This is a genomic window from Streptomyces yangpuensis, from assembly GCF_024666385.1.
Taxonomy (GTDB): Bacteria; Actinomycetota; Actinomycetes; order Streptomycetales; family Streptomycetaceae; genus Streptomyces; species Streptomyces yangpuensis.
The window spans coordinates 18,080-35,376 of record NZ_CP102515.1 but is presented as its reverse complement, the minus strand read 5'-3'; the positions used below and the strand labels follow the sequence as shown (position 1 = coordinate 35,376).

Below are 17,297 nucleotides of genomic sequence, written 5' to 3'. Positions count from 1 at the left end.
GGACTCCCGGTTCGGCCACATCATCGAACAGGCCCCGACCACCCCCGACGTCTAGGAGCAGCCCGTGCACAACCGTGACCGGCTCCTGACCGGCGCCCCGAGCGACACCGACCGCGCGACAAACCGACCTCCACCACACGGCCGCCACCAGGAACACACAGGACGAGCCACTGCGCCAGACGTCCGGTCCCCCGCGCGCACCCTCACCCGGCGGGGAGGGATCTGACCATGCAGGCTTCCGCACTGTCCCGGCGCGCGTACCGTTGCGGTACGACCCGCCGCCGGGAGGAACCCTCGATGAGCGCCCAGCCCGACCACACCCCCGTCACCCCGTACGCTCCCGCCCCCGGCGCTGCGGCCGAACTCCGCGCGCAGTTGCGCGCGGACCGCCGCGCGGAGACGTGGGTGCCGGCGTTCGAACGGGACTGGACCAAGGCCCTGGACGACGCCCGCCACACCTTCAGCCTCACCCCCCTGCACGACGTCGTACGCACCTGGCAGCTCCGCGTTGCCGCGGCCCCGGCCGTGGATGCGTTCATGGACTCCGGCCAGGACGACTCCGACTTCATCGACCTCGACGACGTCCTCGGCGGCCGCCCGTGACCGAAGAACAGCCGTGGGCGGTGCGCCTGTCCCCGCACACCGCAAAGACTCTGGCCGGGCTTCCCGCGCCTGCCCGGGAGATGGTCCGCGACGTCCTGGACATCGCGGTCCGTTCCCCGTGGGGCTGGCCTCAGTGGAATACCGGCGACCCGGAGGGTGAGGACGTCCGCGCTGCGTCGGTGGGGCAGCTGTCCGTCGTCTACACGGTCAACCGGTTCACCCGGCGCATGTCTGTCCTGGAGATCGTCTGGCTCGGATGACCCTTGTACCGCCATCCCACTGCACGCCCCCGCGATCAGGCCGGGGCGCCGTCGCTCTTCGGGAAGGTGTCACCGGGCGCGCCCGGGGGTGAGGAGCGCGGCTAGCCCCGGCTCCTCCACCCCGGCCCGGCCGGGCGCGGTACCGCTCCGGTCGGGGCGCGCGCCGCCAGAGGGGTGAAGCCCCTGGCGGCGCCTGTGACAACGCAAGTTGAGGGCCCACGCGTCACGCCCAGGCTAGGCCAACCACCTGTGCCCCGGCAGGCCTTCGCCAAGATCCGACGGCGGCGGCCGCCGGGTTTTCAAAGCCTCATGACATGCGGTGCGGGGACTGCTCAGTGCCGGTCGTAGATGTCGATGATGAGGTCGGTGTTGTTACCGCTGCGGTTGAAGAAGTCGACGATGCCGTGGTTGCCGGTGCTCGCCTGGACCAGGTTCGGCACGGTCTTGCCGGCCGTCCAGTTCAGGGTCGAGTAGTTCGGTGCGACCGGCGGGGTATGCGTCTTGTTCTCGTACTGCCACAGGGCGTTGGGGTCGGGAGCGACCGTGAGGTGCCCGGCGCCGCCGGTGTTGGTGACCGTGGTGTTCAGCACCATGGCGGTAGCCGTCGGGTCCTCCTCCCCGAACGTCGAGAAGATGTAGCGGTAGGGCTTCAGGGGCCCGGAGGGCCACTGTGCGGGGTCGCGGGTGTCGAGGTCCCTCTTGGGGCGGATGGGAATGTAGGCGCTCACGCCGTCGGGGCTGTAGTGGCCGACGACGTCGACGATGACGTCGGCCGGGTCCCAGCCGCCGTTGCGGACGTTGATCCTGCCGTCCGCGCCGACGGGGACGATGACCGCGTTGGCGATGGTCTGGCCGCCGGTGAAGTTCAGGTTGGACGTGTTGGGCGCGGCCTGGCCGCTGGGGAAGACGGTCAGATGACCGGCCGCCCGCGGGCCCGTGACGGTCACGTTGAGCGCCACGGCCTTCGTGCCGGCCGGGATGCCGCGGGTGCCGGCGATCTGGACACCGAACTGGCTCTGTCCGGGGACCGGGCCCCGGGAGGTGCCGAGGCCCTCGCGGGTGTCGACGAAACGCGTCGGGTCCGTCGGGGTGTAGCCGCTGGCCGAGGACCGGGTGAAGTAGCCGGTCACATCCGCGATCAGGTCGACGCCCTGCTCGCCGCTGTTGTACAGGTTCACGTAGCCGTTCTTGCCGACCGGCACGATCACCAGGTTCGGTACCGAGTCCCCGGCCGCGTAGTTCACGTTCGACGTCGTCGGGCGCTCGGTGCCGTCGGCGTACGCGCGGACGTGACCGGCGGCCCTGGTGTTGGTGACCGTGACGTTGAGGACCACGGCGGCGACGTCGGCCGGGATGCCGTGGTTCCCGGCGACCTTCACACGGGTCTCGCCCCACGCCGGCACCGGCGCGGCCTGCACGGCGCCCGTGCCGTCCCGGGTGTCGAGCAGACGGGTGGGGCTGTGCGGGGTGAACTCCGAGCCCGGCGTGATGAACGGCATCTCGTTGATCGCCGAGACGCCCGCGGCACCGTCGGGCCCGTACACGGTGACCCTGACCGTGTAGCTGCCGACCTCGGCGTACTTGTGGTGGGTGGTGATGGTCGTGCTGCCGCTGGCGGCCTCGCCGCTGTTTGTGCCGTCGCCCCAGTCGATCACGACCGAGAGCACGTTCAGGTTGGTGGTGATATCGGTCTTCAGGGCGATCGTCCGCGCGGTGCTGGCGGTGCCGCTGAGACCGATCTTGATGTCACCATCCACAGCGGCACCCGCCCCCTGCGCAGCGGCCGCAGTCTTGCTTCCCGCGGCCGGCGGGCCGGTCTTCAGCACCGACCGGTCGGCGGGGCTGCTGAAGGTGAACGCGTTCGCGGCGCTCTTGAGCAGCTCCTTGAACGAGGTGACGCCGTGGGCCCCGTCGGCGGACGGTCCCGCGGCCTGGGCCATGCCCCCCGGCACGAACCCGATGCCTGCCGCGATCACGGCGGCGGAAAAAACGAGTCGGCGACTACGCACCGGCCCCCCTGGTGTTGTCGAACGGTCGAGTTGATCTCGAAGAAGCGTTCACAGTACAGAGCCGCTCCACCCGGCACAGAGGGAGTTTTGCGGCGGCGCGACCGCGTAAAGGTCCCTTGGCCCCCCGTTCCCCGGCCGTTTGTGTCATCCATCACGCGACCGCCCAAGTTGTCCCCGCCGCACGCAGAACCCTCCGCCCGGATGCGCCCCCGGCCGCCCCCTGAACCCCTGCATGTCGAGCGGCGAACGTACGGTGCCGCGGTCGAGCGACATCTGCGCAAAGGCCAGGTCGCTGTGACGAGCCGGCCGCTGGCCGCACCGTCCACCCACCGATAGGCGCAAGGCGGCAACGCTGAGCTGAGCCACGTCCAGGACGCAATCGCGGGCGCTCTCCGGCTCAGGTCACTCACGCCGCATCAGACAACGTTCGCCCTGTTGGTACCGCTGGAAAACTCCCTGAAATAGTCTCCTCGACGCGGCCGAGGATGGCCCCTTTCGGGCCTCTGAGGGGTGCTTGGGCGGGCAGGGGGCCGGGGCCTGGAGGGGTTCCGTCTCTGCCTTCTCAGGGGGTCGTAACAGCCCACTCCAGCCCTCGCTATATGCCGTCTGACCTGGCCCTTCATGCCCGTCGTTCCTATCATCGGTCTCGGTCGAAAGGGGGGCCGGATGGACCGGACCGTACGCACCGTCGAGGACGTTCTCGCACTGTTGGACGGACTCTTCGCATCTGAATCCGAGGCCGACCGCTTGGTGACAGGCGACGGAAAGGGCTTCTGGGACCGCTTCTATGCCGACCGGTCGAGGCAGGTCCCGTTCTTTGTGTCCAAGCCGGACGAGAACCTGGCCGCCTATCTCGACCAGGGCCTGATTGCTCCCGGTCGGGTCCTGGACCTGGGGTGCGGGCCGGGCCGTAATGCCGTGTACCTCGCAACGCGCGGCTTCGAGGTGGACGCCGTCGACCTCTCGCCCGTTGCCGTCGCCTGGGGCGAGGAACGAGCCCACGAGGCTGGAGTCGACGTCCGCTTCCTGCGCGGTGACGCTTTCGCCCTCCCCGCCACCGAGTTGAGCGGCCCGTACGACCTGGTCGTCTACTCAGGGTGCTTCCACCACCTACCGCCTCACCGCCGCGTCAGCTACCTGGCCCTCCTCGACCGCGTCCTCGCACCTGGCGGCCATCTCGCACTCACCTGCTTCGCCGCCGGCGAGGCGGGGACGGGGTCGGAACTCACCGACGCTGACCTCTACCGAGAACGCGACTTGCAGGGCGGCCTCGCCTACACACCCGAAGCGCTGCGCTGGATCTTCTCTGATCTGGCAGAGGTCGAATTGCGCCGCATGCGTGAGGAACCGCCTGAGTCAGAGCTGTTCGGCGTGACGTTCCTGTGGACTGCCTTGTTCCGTCGGAGTGCGGCTGCCTCAGGCGACGTTCGCCCTGTTCACGACCTTGCGTAGGCGCTCGTCCTGGACATGCTTGTTCCGCCGGATGATGTAGCGGCGGGACGTCGCGGCCGAGGAGTACCGCTCCCGAGTCGTGCTGTTCCTCGCCCGCGGGGGCCAGAAAAGAGCCGGCAGCGGACCCCTCGTAGTCCCATGCGTCGTAGGAGCTCGTGGCGTAAGGCACAGCGGCCCACGCTGGGGGTAAGGGGGCGTGGCGCGTCGTCCCGAGGAGCATCCCGAGGCTCCCGTGGCAAGCACCCCGGTGACTTCAAAACTCGGGTTCTGGCTCAGCTTCCGTGCTGTATGACGCTCCGTTACGGCTGAACGTCGAAGAGTGCAATGGAAGGGGGTGGCGGGGCAAGCACTGCGCGAAGGTGCGTCAGTATGGCTCGCCACTGCTTCCAGTCCTCCGGGTCGACCCAGTTTAAGGCCGGCCCATCCTCGTCGCCGACGATGCGGGCGAGGGCTTCGTCGGCGAGTACCCGAAGGTCGGAAGGGAACACGGGCATTGGCTTTTCCGGACCGTAGGACATGTCGACGGGTTCGCCTCCCGGGCATTGCGCCGAGATCAAGGCGGCGGCCGCCACCGCCTCTTCTGCTTCTGTGAGATAGCCGGTGGCGTCGATTGTCCGGACAAGGACGCCTCGGACCAAGGCTTCGCGAGCCTCGGGCTCGGCTTCGTCGAGGGCGTTGGCGAAGTCCGCGGCTGTGTCGTTGTCGAAGGGACCGGTATCCCAGGTGCCCATGCTGATCTCCTTGCGTATGGTCGCCCGGATCCTCGCATCAAGCACTGACAACACGACTACGGGGCGAGCAGGACCCGTTTGCGCAGGAGGTTGAAGCCAGCGCGGCCGAACACCTGGCGCTTGAGCATCTTGATCCGGTTCACGTGGGCCTTCGACGACTCCGGAGTTCCAGCGCAGCGTCAGGCCGGCGATGACGGCGTCGAGGTCGCGGTCGATGCCAGCGTCGAGGGCCTGGAGGCTGGGTAGGTCGTCCTGCCGTAGCCGGACCACGCGGCCCCCGCCGCTGACCGGGACGCGCACGGGCCGTCGCCCCACCGGGCGACGGCCTGTACTGCTACGGGGCTGCGCTCCCCGACGCCCGAATCCGGCGAACGGTCGGCCCCGACCGGTCAGCGGACGGCCGCGCGCATCCAGTGGCCGGTCGTGGTCCAGCCCTGGAACCGGCGGGCCAGGCCGCCCAGTGCGGTGCCGTCCGCGTCGAAGGCGCCGCCGCCCGCGACCAGGCGTAGCCCGGCGATCGCCGGGGCGAGGCGGGCAGCCGCGTGCCACGGCTGCCCGGCGGCCTCCGCCGCCATCCGCTGGACGAGCGCGGCCTGCCGGGCGGGCGGGCACAGCGACAGGAAGAACAGCATCTGCCGCCAGGCGTACGCCGCGTCCTTGATGGTGCCGAGCGGGCGCGGGTGACCGTGGACACGGGCGACGAGGCGGCACACCGCGGCGAAGCCCGCCTCGGCCAGGGCCTCCCAGCCCGCCTCCGGGGCGACGCCCGCGTGCCGCACCAGGACGGCCAGGTTGTGGGTGGTCAGGATCTGCGCCTGCTCGATGACCGTGCCGTTGCCGGCCGGCGACCAGGCGCGGGCGGTGTCCGTACCGGCCCGCTCCCCGCACAGCCGGTCGAACGCGGGCGCTGTCGTGGCGGGACGCGTCCGGCCGATGCCGTCGGCGGCGTGCACCACCGCCATGTTGCGTACCGCCGCGCAGTCGATGCTGTAGTAGCGGGTGTAGAGGCTGTCCTCCAGAAGGTCGGCCGCCGTGCGCGCGGCGGTCAGGAACTTCGGGCTGAAGGTCCCCATGAAGATGTCGGCCGCGAGCTCCTCGGTGAACGGCGCGGAGAGGTCGGCCTGGCGCGCCAGGTGGGACATCTCCCGTACCAGCGGGTTCGGCAGCAGCGTCCCCGGGAACGCGCCGACGGCCAGGTCTCCGAGGCGGCGCAGCGCGGCCTCTGCCGCCGCCCGCGCCCGTGCCTCCGTATCGGCGTCGCTGCCGTGGCCGGCGACCGCGCGCACCCAGGGCAGCTCGTCCACCCGTACCTGGTGCGCCAGGTTGAGCAGCAGCAGCGAACGCCGGTTGCGGAACGCCCGGTACGTGGCCGCCGCGAGGGTCCGCAGGGCGGGGTCGGCGTGGCGCTCCGCGGTGGCGTTGGCCACCAGCTGCGGAACGAGTTCGGCCAGCACCTCCGCGGAGGGCACCAGACCGCGCGCGACGAGGTCCTCCGGCGGGGCGCTGAGTGCGGTGCGGACCACCTCCCGCAGACGCGGCGGGACAACGGTTCCGACGGGCAGGCCGGTCCCGGCTGCCTCCGCCTCCGTGACCGGCGCGAGCATCCCGTCGACGTCGGGCGTGCCGGCCCGCTGGTCCAGCGGTGCGAGGCGGTCCGCCACGGCGGCGGCGATCTCGTGGTGAGCCGGCAGGGCCGCCTGGCGCGCCTGCTCGGCGCGCAGCCGGGAGTGCCGGTCCGATCCGGGCAGGCCCCGTTTGGCAACGGCCGTCACCGCGTGGCGCAGCAGCCCGGCGAGCCGGGGCGTGAGCCGGCGACCGGCGGCGGCCTCCTCCAGGGCCCGCAGCATGATGCCCGTGTTGGACTTCTGGTCGCGGTGCCCACGGCACAGCGTGTGGGCCGCCGCCAGGGCGTGGTAGCGCTCCAGCAGGGCACCCGCCTGCACGCGCGCGTCGCCGCCACCGCGGCCGGGCCGGGCAGTGGCCGGGCCGGGGCCGGGCACGCCCTCCGCTCCAAGCCGATCGGCCGTGTCCCAGACCGGGATGGCCGCCTCGCCGTGCTGCAGCCAGTAGCCGAGGAGCTCGTCGTCGAAGGGCCGCCAGACGCCCAGGGCCTCGCGCTGCACCTCGATGGCGGTCTTGGGCCCGCGGGCCCGCAGCGCGCCCGAGACCTCGCCGACGCTGCGGCGGTGCACCGCGCTCGCGTCGGGGGCGGGCCGGTCGGCCGGGCGGGGCAGGAAACGCAGCCGGTCGGCGAACGGCTGAAGTTCCGTCACCAAAGCTGCTGCCGTGCCGAAGTCGTCGGCCCGTACCAGCCAAGCGACGGTCAGGAGGGCCGCCTCCTCGGGCAGGGACACCTCGTAGCGACCGGTGTCCAGCAGCTGCCACAGTTCCTCGAGGCCCTGTTCCGTCAGCGCATGGGCGAAGAGCGCCGCACGGTCGGCCGGTATGCCGGCCCGGCGGGCGGCGTCCGCCTCGTACGGTGTGAGGGGCCCTCCCGCGGCGGGCGTTCCGGTCGCGAATCCGCCGCGGACGACCTCAGGGGTGACCCAGGCGGGCAGCCCGGCGACCGGAGTGCGCGAACCGACGGTGAGGCTGCCGTCCGCCATGCCCGCGAGCACTGCACGCCATTTCCGCACCCGGTCAAGGGCGCGGTCGCGGGTGGCCGTCTCGGCGTGCGAGAGGGAGGTGTGCAGCGCGCGTGCCAACTGGCCTGCGGCGTACGCCGACGAGGCGGTGGCCGGACCGGTCGTCGCGGCGGGCGCACCGGCCGGACGGCCGGGCTCGGTCGGGTGCTGTTGGTCAGCGTTCTCGTTCATAAGCCGACGTGGCAGGATCTGCCCCTGCGCCCCCCGGGTAGGAAGCCCGGTGCTCTGGCTGACTGAGCTACACGCCGTTCGATGCCCCGACCCTAGATGAATGAGTCCGATGTTTGTGCTGGCCGCGACCATGGCGAAGGGCGCCCGTTGGCCTGAGTGTGACTTCTGGCCTGGACGCCCTTCTGGCGGCACTGTACGTGTTCATCGACGACCATGTGGCCCCCCATCGCCGGATCGGGCGACCCCCGAAACTGACGGACGCCGAACTGCTGTGCCTGGCCGTTGCCCAGGTCCTGCTCGGCTTCCCCTCGGCCCGGCACTGGATCCGCTTCGCCCACACACGCCTCGGCCACCTCTTCCGCTACCTGCCCCAGCAGTCCGCCTACAACAAGCGCCTGAATGCTGCCGGGCCACTGATCAGCCGCGCGATCGAGGCCCTGGCCCGGCAGGTGCCGACCTGGAACGACGACCTGCGGCTGATCGACTCCACCCCGCTGCCCTGCGCGGCCTCCCGCGAGACCGTCAAGCGCTCCGACCTGGCCGGACACTGCGGATACGGCTACTGCCGCAGCCACTCCCGCTTCTTCTGGGGCTTCCGGCTCTACCTGGTCACCACTGCCGAGGGCATGCCCGTCACCTGGTGCCTGGCCAACCCCGAGATCGGCGAGCGGGAGGTGATGGCCGCGTTGCTGGAACGCGACCATCACCTTGTCCGCGCAGGGCAGGTGATCCTCGCGGACAAGGGCTTCGCCGGGAAGGAGTTCGAAGCCTTCTGCACCGAGCGGCTGGGGGTTCATCTGGTGCGGCCGGACCGGAAGGACGAGCCGGTCCGGCACGGGAAGATCGCCCGGGTCCGCCAGTGGATCGAGGCCGTCATCGACACCCTCAAAGGCCAGCTCAGCCTGGAACACCACGGCGGCAGAACCCCGGCTGGCGTCTTCGCCCGCACCGGACAACGACTCCTCGCCCTCGCCGCCGGCATCTGGCACAACTGGACCACCGGCGCCGCGGTCAAACGATCCCTGATCGCCTATGACCACTGAAGACATCGGACTCATTCATCTAGGGGGTGTCCGGTCGATCATGTGACTACTTCGCCGTCGTGTCGTTGATGTGGACATGGGGCGGGGAGATCTGAGTGATGCCGAGTGGGAACGGCTGCGGCCGTTCCTGCCGGTCAGTAACAGGCGTTGCGGCAGGTGGCGGGATCACCGGCAGGTGATCGACGGGATCCTGCACCGGGTGCGGACCGGGGTTCAGTGGCGTGACCTGCCCGAACGGTTCGGCCCGTGGAAGACGGTCTACGAACGCCACCGCCTGTGGTCGGCCGACGGAACCTGGGAACGCCTGCTCCAGCAGGTCCAGGCCGAGGCCGACGCGGCCGGGGAGATCGACTGGGACATCTCGGTCGACTCCACCATCGTGCGGGCACATCAGCACGCCGCGGGCGCTCGCACCGAACCACCGCCGGCGCCCGCCTCAAAGGGGGAAGCAGCGGCAGAACACCAGGGCGAAACGCCGTGGCAGAGCCTGGTCGCCCGCCTGGTGGAGGTGGTGCAGGAGGTGAGGGCCTGGGCCGCTCGCGCGGCGGGTTCACCACCAAGCTCCACCTGAGCGCGGACGGCCGCTGCCGCCCGCTGTCCCTGATCGTCACACCCGGACAGCGGGCGGACTGCACACAGTTCACGCCCGTGCTGGAGAAGATCCGCGTCCCGCGGACCGGTCCGGGCAGGCCCCGGAAGAAGCCGGACAGCCTCGCGGCGGACAAGGCCTACAGCAACGGCCCGTGCCGCGAATATCTGCGGCGCCGGGGCATCCGGCACACGATCCCGGAGAAGACCGACAGCCAGGCCGCCCGCCTACGCAAAGGCTCACGCGGCGGACGGCCACCCGGCTTCGACGAAGAGCGCTACAAGAAACGCAACACCGTCGAACGGGCGATCAACCGGCTCAAACACGCCAGAGCCGTGGCCACCCGCTACGACAAGCGCGGCTACGTCTTCCTCGGAACCGCGACCGCCGCAGCCCTCGCCATCTGGCTCCGCACATGATCGACCGGACAAGTCCTAGGGGCGATCACCCGGGCCGGGCAATCGAATTGTGAGCCGCGGGCCGCGCAGCTCGGCGCAGGTCCTCCGGTCCGGCACGGCCGGTGGGGCGCACCCGGGCATCCGGCGGCCCGCCAGGTCAGCGGCCGGGCCGTGCGAGGTCGTCGACGGCGAGGAACGGCTCTCCCGACGGCCGCCACCGACATGCCCGGCACCGGTTTCTGCTTCCCTACGGGGGAGTGATGGGCCGGGCCTCGCGCCGCCGGGCCGAACGCCTTGGCACGGACGGACGGCCGGTGGCGGCGTCATGGAATGGGACGGCAGCGTCAACCCCGCCCGACGTGGGGGTGCAGACCGTCCCCATGGCTTCGTCAGCCGGACTCGGATTGCTGGTAGAGGCGCTGGGCGAAGGCGCCGAGCGCTGTTCCGTAGCTCGCTTTTCCGTCGCCGCTGATGTTCACCGCGACGACGGTTCCCTCCGCCGCGGCATCGCCCGAGAGGTAGGGGCCGCCGCTCGAGCCCATCCCCATCAGGCAGGGGACGCGCAAGAGTGTCTTGCCGGACGCCCATGTGGTGACACCCGAGCAGTGCAGCACCCGGTCCGTGTACGGGTATCCGAAGAAGTGCGCCGGCCCGCTCGGTTCCGCAAGGAACGAGATGGGCTGGGCACCGGTCACCTCCGATATGTTCCGCCCGTCGCGGCCGGGGTTCATCTCCAGCATCGCGACATCCAGGCCGTCCTTCTGCCAGTTCTCGGCCATCCTCACCCGGCGCACGGTGAAGCCACCGTAAGGTGCCGTTCCGTTCTGATAGCCCGGAACGAAGTAGAGGCCGTTGTCCCAGGTGGCCGCACGCGCCGGAGCTCCTTCGACTGGCGTTAACGGTCTGATTCGGCCCCGCCTTTCCGGCCCGAGTTGGCCCCACCGGCGGGGCGTGCGGGAGCGTTCGGGGGTTGTTCCGGCTTGCGTTGGCCCCACCCTCGACGTGGGGCTGGGACGCTCGGCGTAGGTCTCCGTGGAGGGGGCGATGCCGGGTGGTGTCCTCGAAGGAAGAGCTGTTCCTGTTGATCCGCCGGGACTCGTGGCGGGATGGGTTGTCGGTCCGCGCGCTCGCGCGGAAGTACGGCGTTCACCGGCGGCTGGTCCGCGAGGCCCTGTGCTCGGCGGTGCCACCGCCCCGTCGGACACCGCGGAGGCACTCGCCGCGGCTGGAGCCGTTCAAGAAGACGATCGACCAATGGCTGCTGGACGACCTGGAGGCTCCGCCGAAGCAGCGGCACACCGTGCAGCGGATCCTGGCCCGGCTAAGGCAGGAGCTCGGGGCGGAGATCGCCTACTCGACCGTGTGGGACTACGTCCACCGGCGACGGCAGGAGATCTCGGAGGCCGCCGGGGCGGCACCCGCGGCGGGGTTCGTGATCCGGCACAACCAGCCCGGCATGGACGCGGAGGTCGACTTCGGGGAGGCCTGGGTCGACCTGGCTGGCGAGCGCACCAAGTGCTACCTGTTCGCGTTCCGGCTCGCCTACTCCGGCAAGGCCGTCCACCGGATCACAACCTCGTGCGCACAGGAGGCCTTCCTCGACGGCCACGTCCACGCCTTCCGCACCCTGGGCGGCATACCCGCAGGCCAGATACGGTATGACAACCTCTCACCCGCCGTGACCAGGGTGATCCGCAAGAGCCGCTCACGGGACGAGCACCCGCGCTGGCACGACTTCCGCCTGCACTACTCGATCACCCCCTTCTACTGCGAGCCGGGACTTCGCGGCGCCCACGAGAAGGGCGGAGTCGAGGGCCAGGTCGGCTACTGGCGCCGGAACTACCTCACCCCCGTCCCTCGCGTCGACTCCCTCGACGAGCTCAACGACGCGTTCATCGCGTTCGAACAAGCCGAGAAGAACCGGCGGATCGGCATGCGGATCCGCACCATCGGCCAGGACTTCACTCACGAAGCCCCGCTCCTGCTGCCCCTGCCCGGCGAGCCGTTCGAAACCGGGCTGGCGTTCAACCCGCGCGTCGACCGCTACGGCATGGTCGCCGTCCGGGTCTGCCGCTACTCGGTCCCGGTCCGCTACATCGGCCGCACCGTCCACGTCCTGCTCCGCTCGAACGAGGTCGTCGTCTTCCACGGCCGCACCGAGATCGCCCGCCACGCGCGACTGACTACGAAGGGCGCCGAGCGGCTGGTGCTGGACCACTTCCTGGAGGTCCTGCTGGCCAAGCCGGGAGCCTTGGCCGGCTCCGAGGCACTCGACCAGGCCCGTCGCGCGGGCACCTTCACCCCAGCTCACGAGGCGTTCTGGTCCGCGGCCAAGCGCACCCTCGGCGAGAGCGACGGCACGAAGGCCCTGGTCCACGTCCTGCTGCTGCACCGGCACCTGCAGCACCGCGACGTCGTCGCCGGCATCCAGGCCGCCCTGGCAGCCGGGGCCTGCACCGCTGACGTCGTCGCGCTGGAGGCGCGCAAGGCCGCCGAGAGCGAGGGGCGGTCCCCGACGGTCACGGTCACCGTCCCGCTGCCCGAACCGGTCGCCCCGCCCGAGTTGCCGCTGCCGAGCCTGACCGAACGCCGCACCGCCCGCCTGCCACCCGACCAGCGTGCCCTGCCAGCGCTTGAGCGCTGGGACCAGCTCCTGCACCACCGACCCGGAAGGGACCCGCGATGACCGGCCCACACCACACCCTGACCGAGCCCGCCTCCGACGCCGCCATCGACACCGCCTGCCGCGTCCTGCGGCTGCCGACTATGCGGGCCCAGTTCGCCGACACCGTCAACCGCGCCGAACGAGAGCACCTTTCCTACCGCGGCTTCCTCGCCGAACTGCTGATGGCCGAGTGCGAGGACCGCGACCGACGCCGCTCCGAGCGGCGCATCCGCGCGGCCGGCTTCCCGCGCTCGAAGTGGCTGTCTGACTTCGACTACTCCGCCAACCCGAACGTCACACCCGCCCTGGTCAACAACCTCGCCACCTGCGAGTGGGTCAAGAAGGGCGAGCCGCTCTGCCTGATCGGCGACTCCGGCACCGGCAAGACCCACCTGCTGATCGCCCTCGGATCCGCCGCCGCGATGGCCGGCTTCCGGGTCCGCTACGCGCTCGCCGCCCGCCTGGTCAACGAGCTCGTCGAAGCAGCCGACGAGAAGCAGCTGACCAAGACCATCGCCCGCTACGGCCGCGTCGATCTACTCTGCATCGACGAGCTGGGTTACCTCGAACTGGACCGCCGCGGCGCCGAGATGCTGTTCCAGGTTCTGACGGAAAGGGAGGAGAAGAACAGTGTTGCGATCGCCTCGAACGAATCGTTCGGAGGCTGGACCAGGACCTTCACCGATCCCCGGCTCTGCGCGGCGATCGTCGACCGGCTCACCTTCAACGGCACCATCATCGAGACCGGCACCGAGTCGTACCGCCTCGCACAGACCAATGCCAGGCAGCAGGCGAGGAAATAGTCGAGCGGCCGTGCGGCTGCGTCGGTAGTCTCCGCGGGTGTCGTTGACCCAGTGCGTCTACTTTGCGATCTCCAGCGTCGGGACCACCGCCGATGAGATCACCCAGTTGCTCGGCGTGGAACCGGACGAGGTCACGGTGCGGGGGAGCATAGCCACCTCGCCTCACATCATCCCGTTCTGTCACGTCTGGAAGGTTGTCTGCCGCGAGCCCGGTCTGCCAGTCGATGAGCAGATAGATCAGGTCATCGGCAGGCTCCGGCCCCGTATGGAGGCGCTCACCGATCTGACAACCCGTCTGGGTCCCGGGAGCGCGATTCTTCAGGTCAACCGCTGGTTCAACCTGCATGACGAGCAGCCCTCCGGCTCGCCGGACGACACGAATCTCCTCGGCTGGCGCCTGGACCGCGTGGTGTTGGACTTCCTCACCGCAACCGGCGCAGATCTGGATGTCGGCGAATACGACTTGACGCGCAGCAACGGCTGACACCGCCGCCCATCAAAGCGGGGCCACTACAGACCGGAAGCGGGGCCACTCCGGGCCGGAGCACAAGCGCTCGTCGCGGCAACCTGGGCCCAGTTCAGACCGGAAAAGTGGGGGGCCATACCAAACCGTTAACGCCATTCGACCGACGTCCTGACGCAGTGCGCCGCAGTGATCACGGTGCGGCTGCCGACGACGGTCGCGGTGCAGGCACCGGAGTTGCCGTTCGAGCCCGCGGCGTACAACCGGCCGACCGTACGGGCGATCGACCCGCCGGCGGTCCAGGCGGGCTGGACCAGGTCATCCTTGGCGTCGTTGCGGGCCACGGCTGCTATGCCGCCTCCCACCCAACGTTCCTCAGCGGCGAAGCGTTGGCTCTCAGCGGTGGCGTCGTCGTGCACCACGATGCGCGTTTCAACGGACGCCGGGCTGCCCCGCCCTGCTGTCATGGCAGGGCCACAGCCTGTGGCCCCCCACAGGACGAGAACGACCGCGCCTACAACTCCCCATTTGCCGCGCGCGTCTCCCATGCACCCACACCCCTGATCCCGGTTCTCGTTCATCTCCGGGCCTTTGAGGCTGTGCCCTTCCCGGTCGTGGTTCACCGTCCGTACGAGGCCAAACCTTCGCGGAGCATACGACAGAGCCGACGCTGCGGGGCCGCCGGCCCGGTGTGCCGCCTGCGCCAAGTGCCGGCCCACAACCCGAAGGCGCCGCAGCGGCCGCCGGCCGAAACGATCAACCTTCGGCGGGGGCTGCCCCACCGTTGATCGGATGCGCAACCCCTGGGCAGGTCCGGCTGTTTTCACCGCGGTGCTGCTCTTCGTGCCTGCCCCGGCGCATGCTGCGAGGGCGGCCGCGTGCATCTGACCTCGCGACTCGGCTGACCGCTCGGTCTGTCAGGTGTCGTACTCGCCGTTCCACGGAGCCGAGAAGCCCAACTGGTCCGGATAGAGCTCGGCCCAGTCGTGCTCGCCGTTCTCGTCCTCGGTATGGCACTCCGTGATGAGGCCGAAGACCACACCGTCAACGGTGAGCCGGAACGGCCGGATCGCGATGTCGCAGTACTCACGCTCTGCGAGGCCGGAGAGGAGGTCGGCCAGCCGGGCTTCCGCGCGGGCAACCACGGAGCGCTCGTCATACGGACGTTTCATCTGCTCCGCCCACGTACCGGCGCACCAGATGTCGGACTCCTGGTGGCGCCCGTCGTGGTCGAACCTGTGCAGCACGACGAAGAGCCGCTGCTGCTCCTCCCAGCCGTCGCCCATCGCAAACCCGTCGGGGGGATGCGTAGGTGATCGAAGCCAGAAACTGGCCGCCGCTGAACCGGCCGATGGTACTCGTTCGGTAATCCGGCTCATGGGCGACAGGGATGATCTCGGGGACAGCCATGCCCGCACCTTAAACACCAGGTGACGGCGAGCACGAAGTACAAGGCGGAGTACGCCCACGCCAACCGGGCCTGGTCGTACCCGGGCGCGAGGATCAGGATCGCACCGGATTCGGCGACGACCGTCAACGACCTGAACTACGGGGACTTCTCCGACCCCCGCAGCTCTGCGGCCGGGGTGTGGTCCCGCCGTCCCGGGCCGGCGGCGACGGACCTGATCCGCTTCAACAGGCGCGCATGGACACCTACGACCCGGCGACCCGCCGGATGGTCGCCGCGCACGAGCTCGGGCATGCGCTCGGTCTGTGCCACAAGTCGGGCAGCGGCCCGAACGCGGTGTCGTCGGTGATGTGGCCGGACGTCGCCCGGTACCCCGACGCCCCCACCGACGTCGACAAGGCCAACCTCAAGAAGCTATGGGATGAACATGCACGTGAAGGTGTGGGTCGGCGGCTGCCTCGCGGCCGCTGTCGCCGCGGCGGGCGCGGCCTGGTTCACCATCGCCGCCCAGGAGCCCGCTACTGCTACGCACGCGGTCTGCGGACCCGACCTGGGCCGGGACGACGTCGTCGCCGCGCGGTCCCAGGCCGTGGCTGTCGTGGAGGCGGTCGAGAACACCCGCTACCGGGAGGACGGCGGAAGCGCCTACCTGACGACCCGAGTGAAGACCCTGGAAGCCCTCAAGGGCGAGTTCGGCGCTGTTCTCGACGTCACGCAAGGGGTGAAGAACGGCGGGGCCCCGGGCCGGTACGTCACGGAGGACCCGGACCGCTACGCGGTCCTGGAGCCCGGCCGTTAGTACGTGATCGCGGTTCAGTCCGGATCGACCACGGGCGCCGTGGGCAGTGAAGCGTGGGCCTGGTACGCCGAGCCGGCCGAGCGGGGCCTGGTGGGGGAGCGGGAGCACTGGCAGAAGGCGATCGCCACTCCGCCCGAGACGGCCGCCGGCAGCGAGTGCGAGGACATCGACACACCGGCAGGCTGACCGTGCCGGCGCCCGCCGGGCCTGTGCACGAGAGCGGCCGCCCTGCAGGCGGGGAACGCGCACGTGCTCGAGGACCTCCGGTCATCGGCGGACCGTCGCCCCGATCGGCCGGGGGAGAGCACTCTGCCCGGGTGGCGCTCACCCCTCGCCCCAGCGTGGCAACACCCGGCCACACGCCGGCGAGGGGTGCAATGGCGACTGCTGTGGAGCCGCCCTTCGGACGGACTGCTCCCGGCCCCCGTGGCGCTGTCGACCGCGGGCAGGCCCGGCTGCCGTCACACGTCGCCGGTACCGCCCCGGTCGACAGCATCCACCACGCCGTGGCTGCGGCCTCTACCCGATCAACGCGCCGATGTCGGCCACGTCCCGGCCTGTGCCGGCACCGCGAGCCGACGCCCGCCCTTGCGGGACTGTCCCGCCCTGTCCCACGCGGTGTGTACAGAACTGGACAGGGTTCTTTGGGCGGCGGGTTCGTTGAACACGCCGACGGGGAGGGGAGCAGCATGTTGGACAGCCGTGCGACCGCCATGACCACTGCGACGGGGTTGGAGTGGCAGCTGGCCGCGGCGGCGGGTGAGGTCCTGCGCGAGGTGGCCGCTCTCGCGGCCGCGCTGCAGGAGGGCAGGTGGCCAGAGGCCCGCCACGCGGTCGCCGACCTGGGTGAGGTGCTTGCCCGGCTCGACGCGCTCCTGCCCTCCGGCCAGGACCAGGCTCTCCCGGCATCCGAGCGTCTCGCTGCCCTCCTCGAAGCGGCCGGTCACCCGCTCGCCCTGGTGCGCACACTCCTCGAGCGCGGCAGTGTCGACGACCTCCACGCTCAGGCGCAGGACCAGGTCCGCGCGGACCTGCAGGAGTTCGCCCGGACAGTGGGCGGACGCGATGAACTGCTGCGCCGCGCGGGCAGGCTCGGGCTGTCGGAGACCGAGACCGCCCGCGCCGCTGGAGTCTCCCGCACGACGGTACGCACCGTGGCGGGCAAGGGCGCTGTACGGAGCGGGGGGCTGGAACTTCCCGCGCAGGCGACAGATGGCGAGAGGGGCAGGGAGCGGTGGACCGGACGCTGAGGGACCTG

General features: G+C 70.6%; 17 protein-coding genes, 1 tRNA gene and 2 pseudogenes. 12 read left to right on the top strand and 8 right to left on the bottom strand.

Translation table 11 applies throughout. The annotated features are described in order from the left end of the window. Positions 1-297 precede the first annotated feature (297 nt). Both NRK68_RS33940 and NRK68_RS33935 read left to right on the top strand, forming a co-directional pair. The gene (locus NRK68_RS33940; RefSeq protein ID WP_257858026.1) at positions 298-603 is read left to right on the top strand and encodes a DUF6247 family protein; all 306 of its coding nucleotides are present in this window, start codon (positions 298-300) and stop codon (positions 601-603) included. Further along, positions 600-863, top strand: a complete 264-nt coding sequence (locus NRK68_RS33935; protein ID WP_257858025.1) for a hypothetical protein — start codon at positions 600-602, stop codon at positions 861-863. The genes NRK68_RS33940 and NRK68_RS33935 overlap by 4 nt, the downstream gene beginning before the upstream one ends. Before the next feature lie 332 nt (positions 864-1,195). Here the strand turns inward: NRK68_RS33935 and NRK68_RS33930 are convergent, their stop codons facing one another. Then, on the bottom strand, positions 1,196-2,872 hold the full coding sequence (locus NRK68_RS33930) for a hypothetical protein (protein WP_257858024.1): 1,677 nt from the start codon (positions 2,870-2,872) through the stop codon (positions 1,196-1,198). A gap of 666 nt (positions 2,873-3,538) precedes the next feature. On the opposite strand from NRK68_RS33930, the gene NRK68_RS33925 reads away from it, so the two are divergent. After that, the gene (locus tag NRK68_RS33925) at positions 3,539-4,324 is read left to right on the top strand and encodes a class I SAM-dependent methyltransferase (RefSeq protein WP_257858023.1); all 786 of its coding nucleotides are present in this window, start codon (positions 3,539-3,541) and stop codon (positions 4,322-4,324) included. Here the strand turns inward: NRK68_RS33925 and NRK68_RS36840 are convergent. Further along, positions 4,289-4,369, bottom strand: a pseudogene (locus tag NRK68_RS36840) (transposase); the annotation flags it as partial. The gene NRK68_RS33925 and the pseudogene NRK68_RS36840 sit on opposite strands and share 36 nt — an antisense overlap. Before the next feature lie 254 nt (positions 4,370-4,623). After that, on the bottom strand, positions 4,624-5,055 hold the full coding sequence (locus NRK68_RS33920) for a DUF4259 domain-containing protein (protein ID WP_257858022.1): 432 nt from the start codon (positions 5,053-5,055) through the stop codon (positions 4,624-4,626). A gap of 120 nt (positions 5,056-5,175) precedes the next feature. Between NRK68_RS33920 and NRK68_RS36990 the strand changes: the two genes are divergently transcribed. Beyond that, a complete protein-coding gene (locus tag NRK68_RS36990) occupies positions 5,176-5,301 on the top strand; it encodes a hypothetical protein (protein WP_373024753.1) in 126 nt (41 codons plus the stop codon). A 143-nt stretch (positions 5,302-5,444) separates the two neighbouring features. Here NRK68_RS36990 and NRK68_RS33910 read toward each other — a convergent pair whose 3' ends face one another. Next, complete coding sequence (locus tag NRK68_RS33910) at positions 5,445-7,871, bottom strand: hypothetical protein (RefSeq protein ID WP_257858021.1); 2,427 nt, start codon at positions 7,869-7,871, stop codon at positions 5,445-5,447. A 3-nt stretch (positions 7,872-7,874) separates the two neighbouring features. Continuing rightward, positions 7,875-7,948: transfer RNA gene (locus tag NRK68_RS33905), tRNA-Gly, on the bottom strand. An 81-nt stretch (positions 7,949-8,029) separates the two neighbouring features. Here NRK68_RS33905 and NRK68_RS33900 point away from each other — a divergent pair. Both NRK68_RS33900 and NRK68_RS33895 read left to right on the top strand, forming a co-directional pair. Next, on the top strand, positions 8,030-8,914 hold the full coding sequence (locus NRK68_RS33900; RefSeq protein WP_257858020.1) for an IS982 family transposase: 885 nt from the start codon (positions 8,030-8,032) through the stop codon (positions 8,912-8,914). A gap of 76 nt (positions 8,915-8,990) precedes the next feature. Continuing rightward, positions 8,991-9,922 (top strand): IS5 family transposase gene (locus NRK68_RS33895; protein ID WP_373024640.1). Its coding sequence is split into 2 segments (ribosomal slippage): positions 8,991-9,323 and positions 9,326-9,922, totalling 930 coding nucleotides; the frame shifts between segments, so codons are not numbered across the junction. Positions 9,923-10,290: 368 nt separating this feature from the next. Here NRK68_RS33895 and NRK68_RS33890 read toward each other — a convergent pair. Next, entirely contained in the window at positions 10,291-10,680 is a 390-nt protein-coding gene (locus NRK68_RS33890) for a trypsin-like serine peptidase (RefSeq protein WP_257858019.1), read from the bottom strand. A gap of 275 nt (positions 10,681-10,955) precedes the next feature. On the opposite strand from NRK68_RS33890, the gene istA reads away from it, so the two are divergent. The 3 genes from istA to NRK68_RS33875 are packed head-to-tail and all read left to right on the top strand — an operon-like array spanning position 10,956 to position 13,853. Beyond that, positions 10,956-12,587, top strand: coding sequence for an IS21 family transposase (gene istA, locus NRK68_RS33885; protein ID WP_257858018.1), 1,632 nt, complete (start codon positions 10,956-10,958; stop codon positions 12,585-12,587). Further along, entirely contained in the window at positions 12,584-13,369 is a 786-nt protein-coding gene (gene istB / locus NRK68_RS33880; protein WP_257858017.1) for an IS21-like element helper ATPase IstB, read from the top strand. Before istA ends, istB begins: the two co-directional genes overlap by 4 nt. 37 nt (positions 13,370-13,406) lie before the next feature. After that, entirely contained in the window at positions 13,407-13,853 is a 447-nt protein-coding gene (locus tag NRK68_RS33875; protein WP_257858016.1) for a DUF4279 domain-containing protein, read from the top strand. Between the two features lie 128 nt (positions 13,854-13,981). Here the strand turns inward: NRK68_RS33875 and NRK68_RS33870 are convergent, their stop codons facing one another. Together NRK68_RS33870 and NRK68_RS33865 are read right to left on the bottom strand one after the other, a co-directional pair. Then, entirely contained in the window at positions 13,982-14,197 is a 216-nt protein-coding gene (locus NRK68_RS33870; RefSeq protein ID WP_257858015.1) for a trypsin-like serine protease, read from the bottom strand. Positions 14,198-14,749: 552 nt separating this feature from the next. Next, a pseudogene (locus tag NRK68_RS33865) lies at positions 14,750-15,242 on the bottom strand (hypothetical protein). A gap of 419 nt (positions 15,243-15,661) precedes the next feature. Here NRK68_RS33865 and NRK68_RS33860 point away from each other — a divergent pair. From NRK68_RS33860 to NRK68_RS33850, 3 genes are all read left to right on the top strand, one after another. Then, positions 15,662-16,039, top strand: a complete 378-nt coding sequence (locus tag NRK68_RS33860) for a hypothetical protein (RefSeq protein ID WP_257858014.1) — start codon at positions 15,662-15,664, stop codon at positions 16,037-16,039. Between the two features lie 39 nt (positions 16,040-16,078). Beyond that, positions 16,079-16,225, top strand: a complete 147-nt coding sequence (locus NRK68_RS33855) for a hypothetical protein (RefSeq protein WP_257858013.1) — start codon at positions 16,079-16,081, stop codon at positions 16,223-16,225. Between the two features lie 503 nt (positions 16,226-16,728). Continuing rightward, on the top strand, positions 16,729-17,289 hold the full coding sequence (locus NRK68_RS33850) for a hypothetical protein (protein ID WP_257858012.1): 561 nt from the start codon (positions 16,729-16,731) through the stop codon (positions 17,287-17,289). Positions 17,290-17,297: the final 8 nt, after the last annotated feature.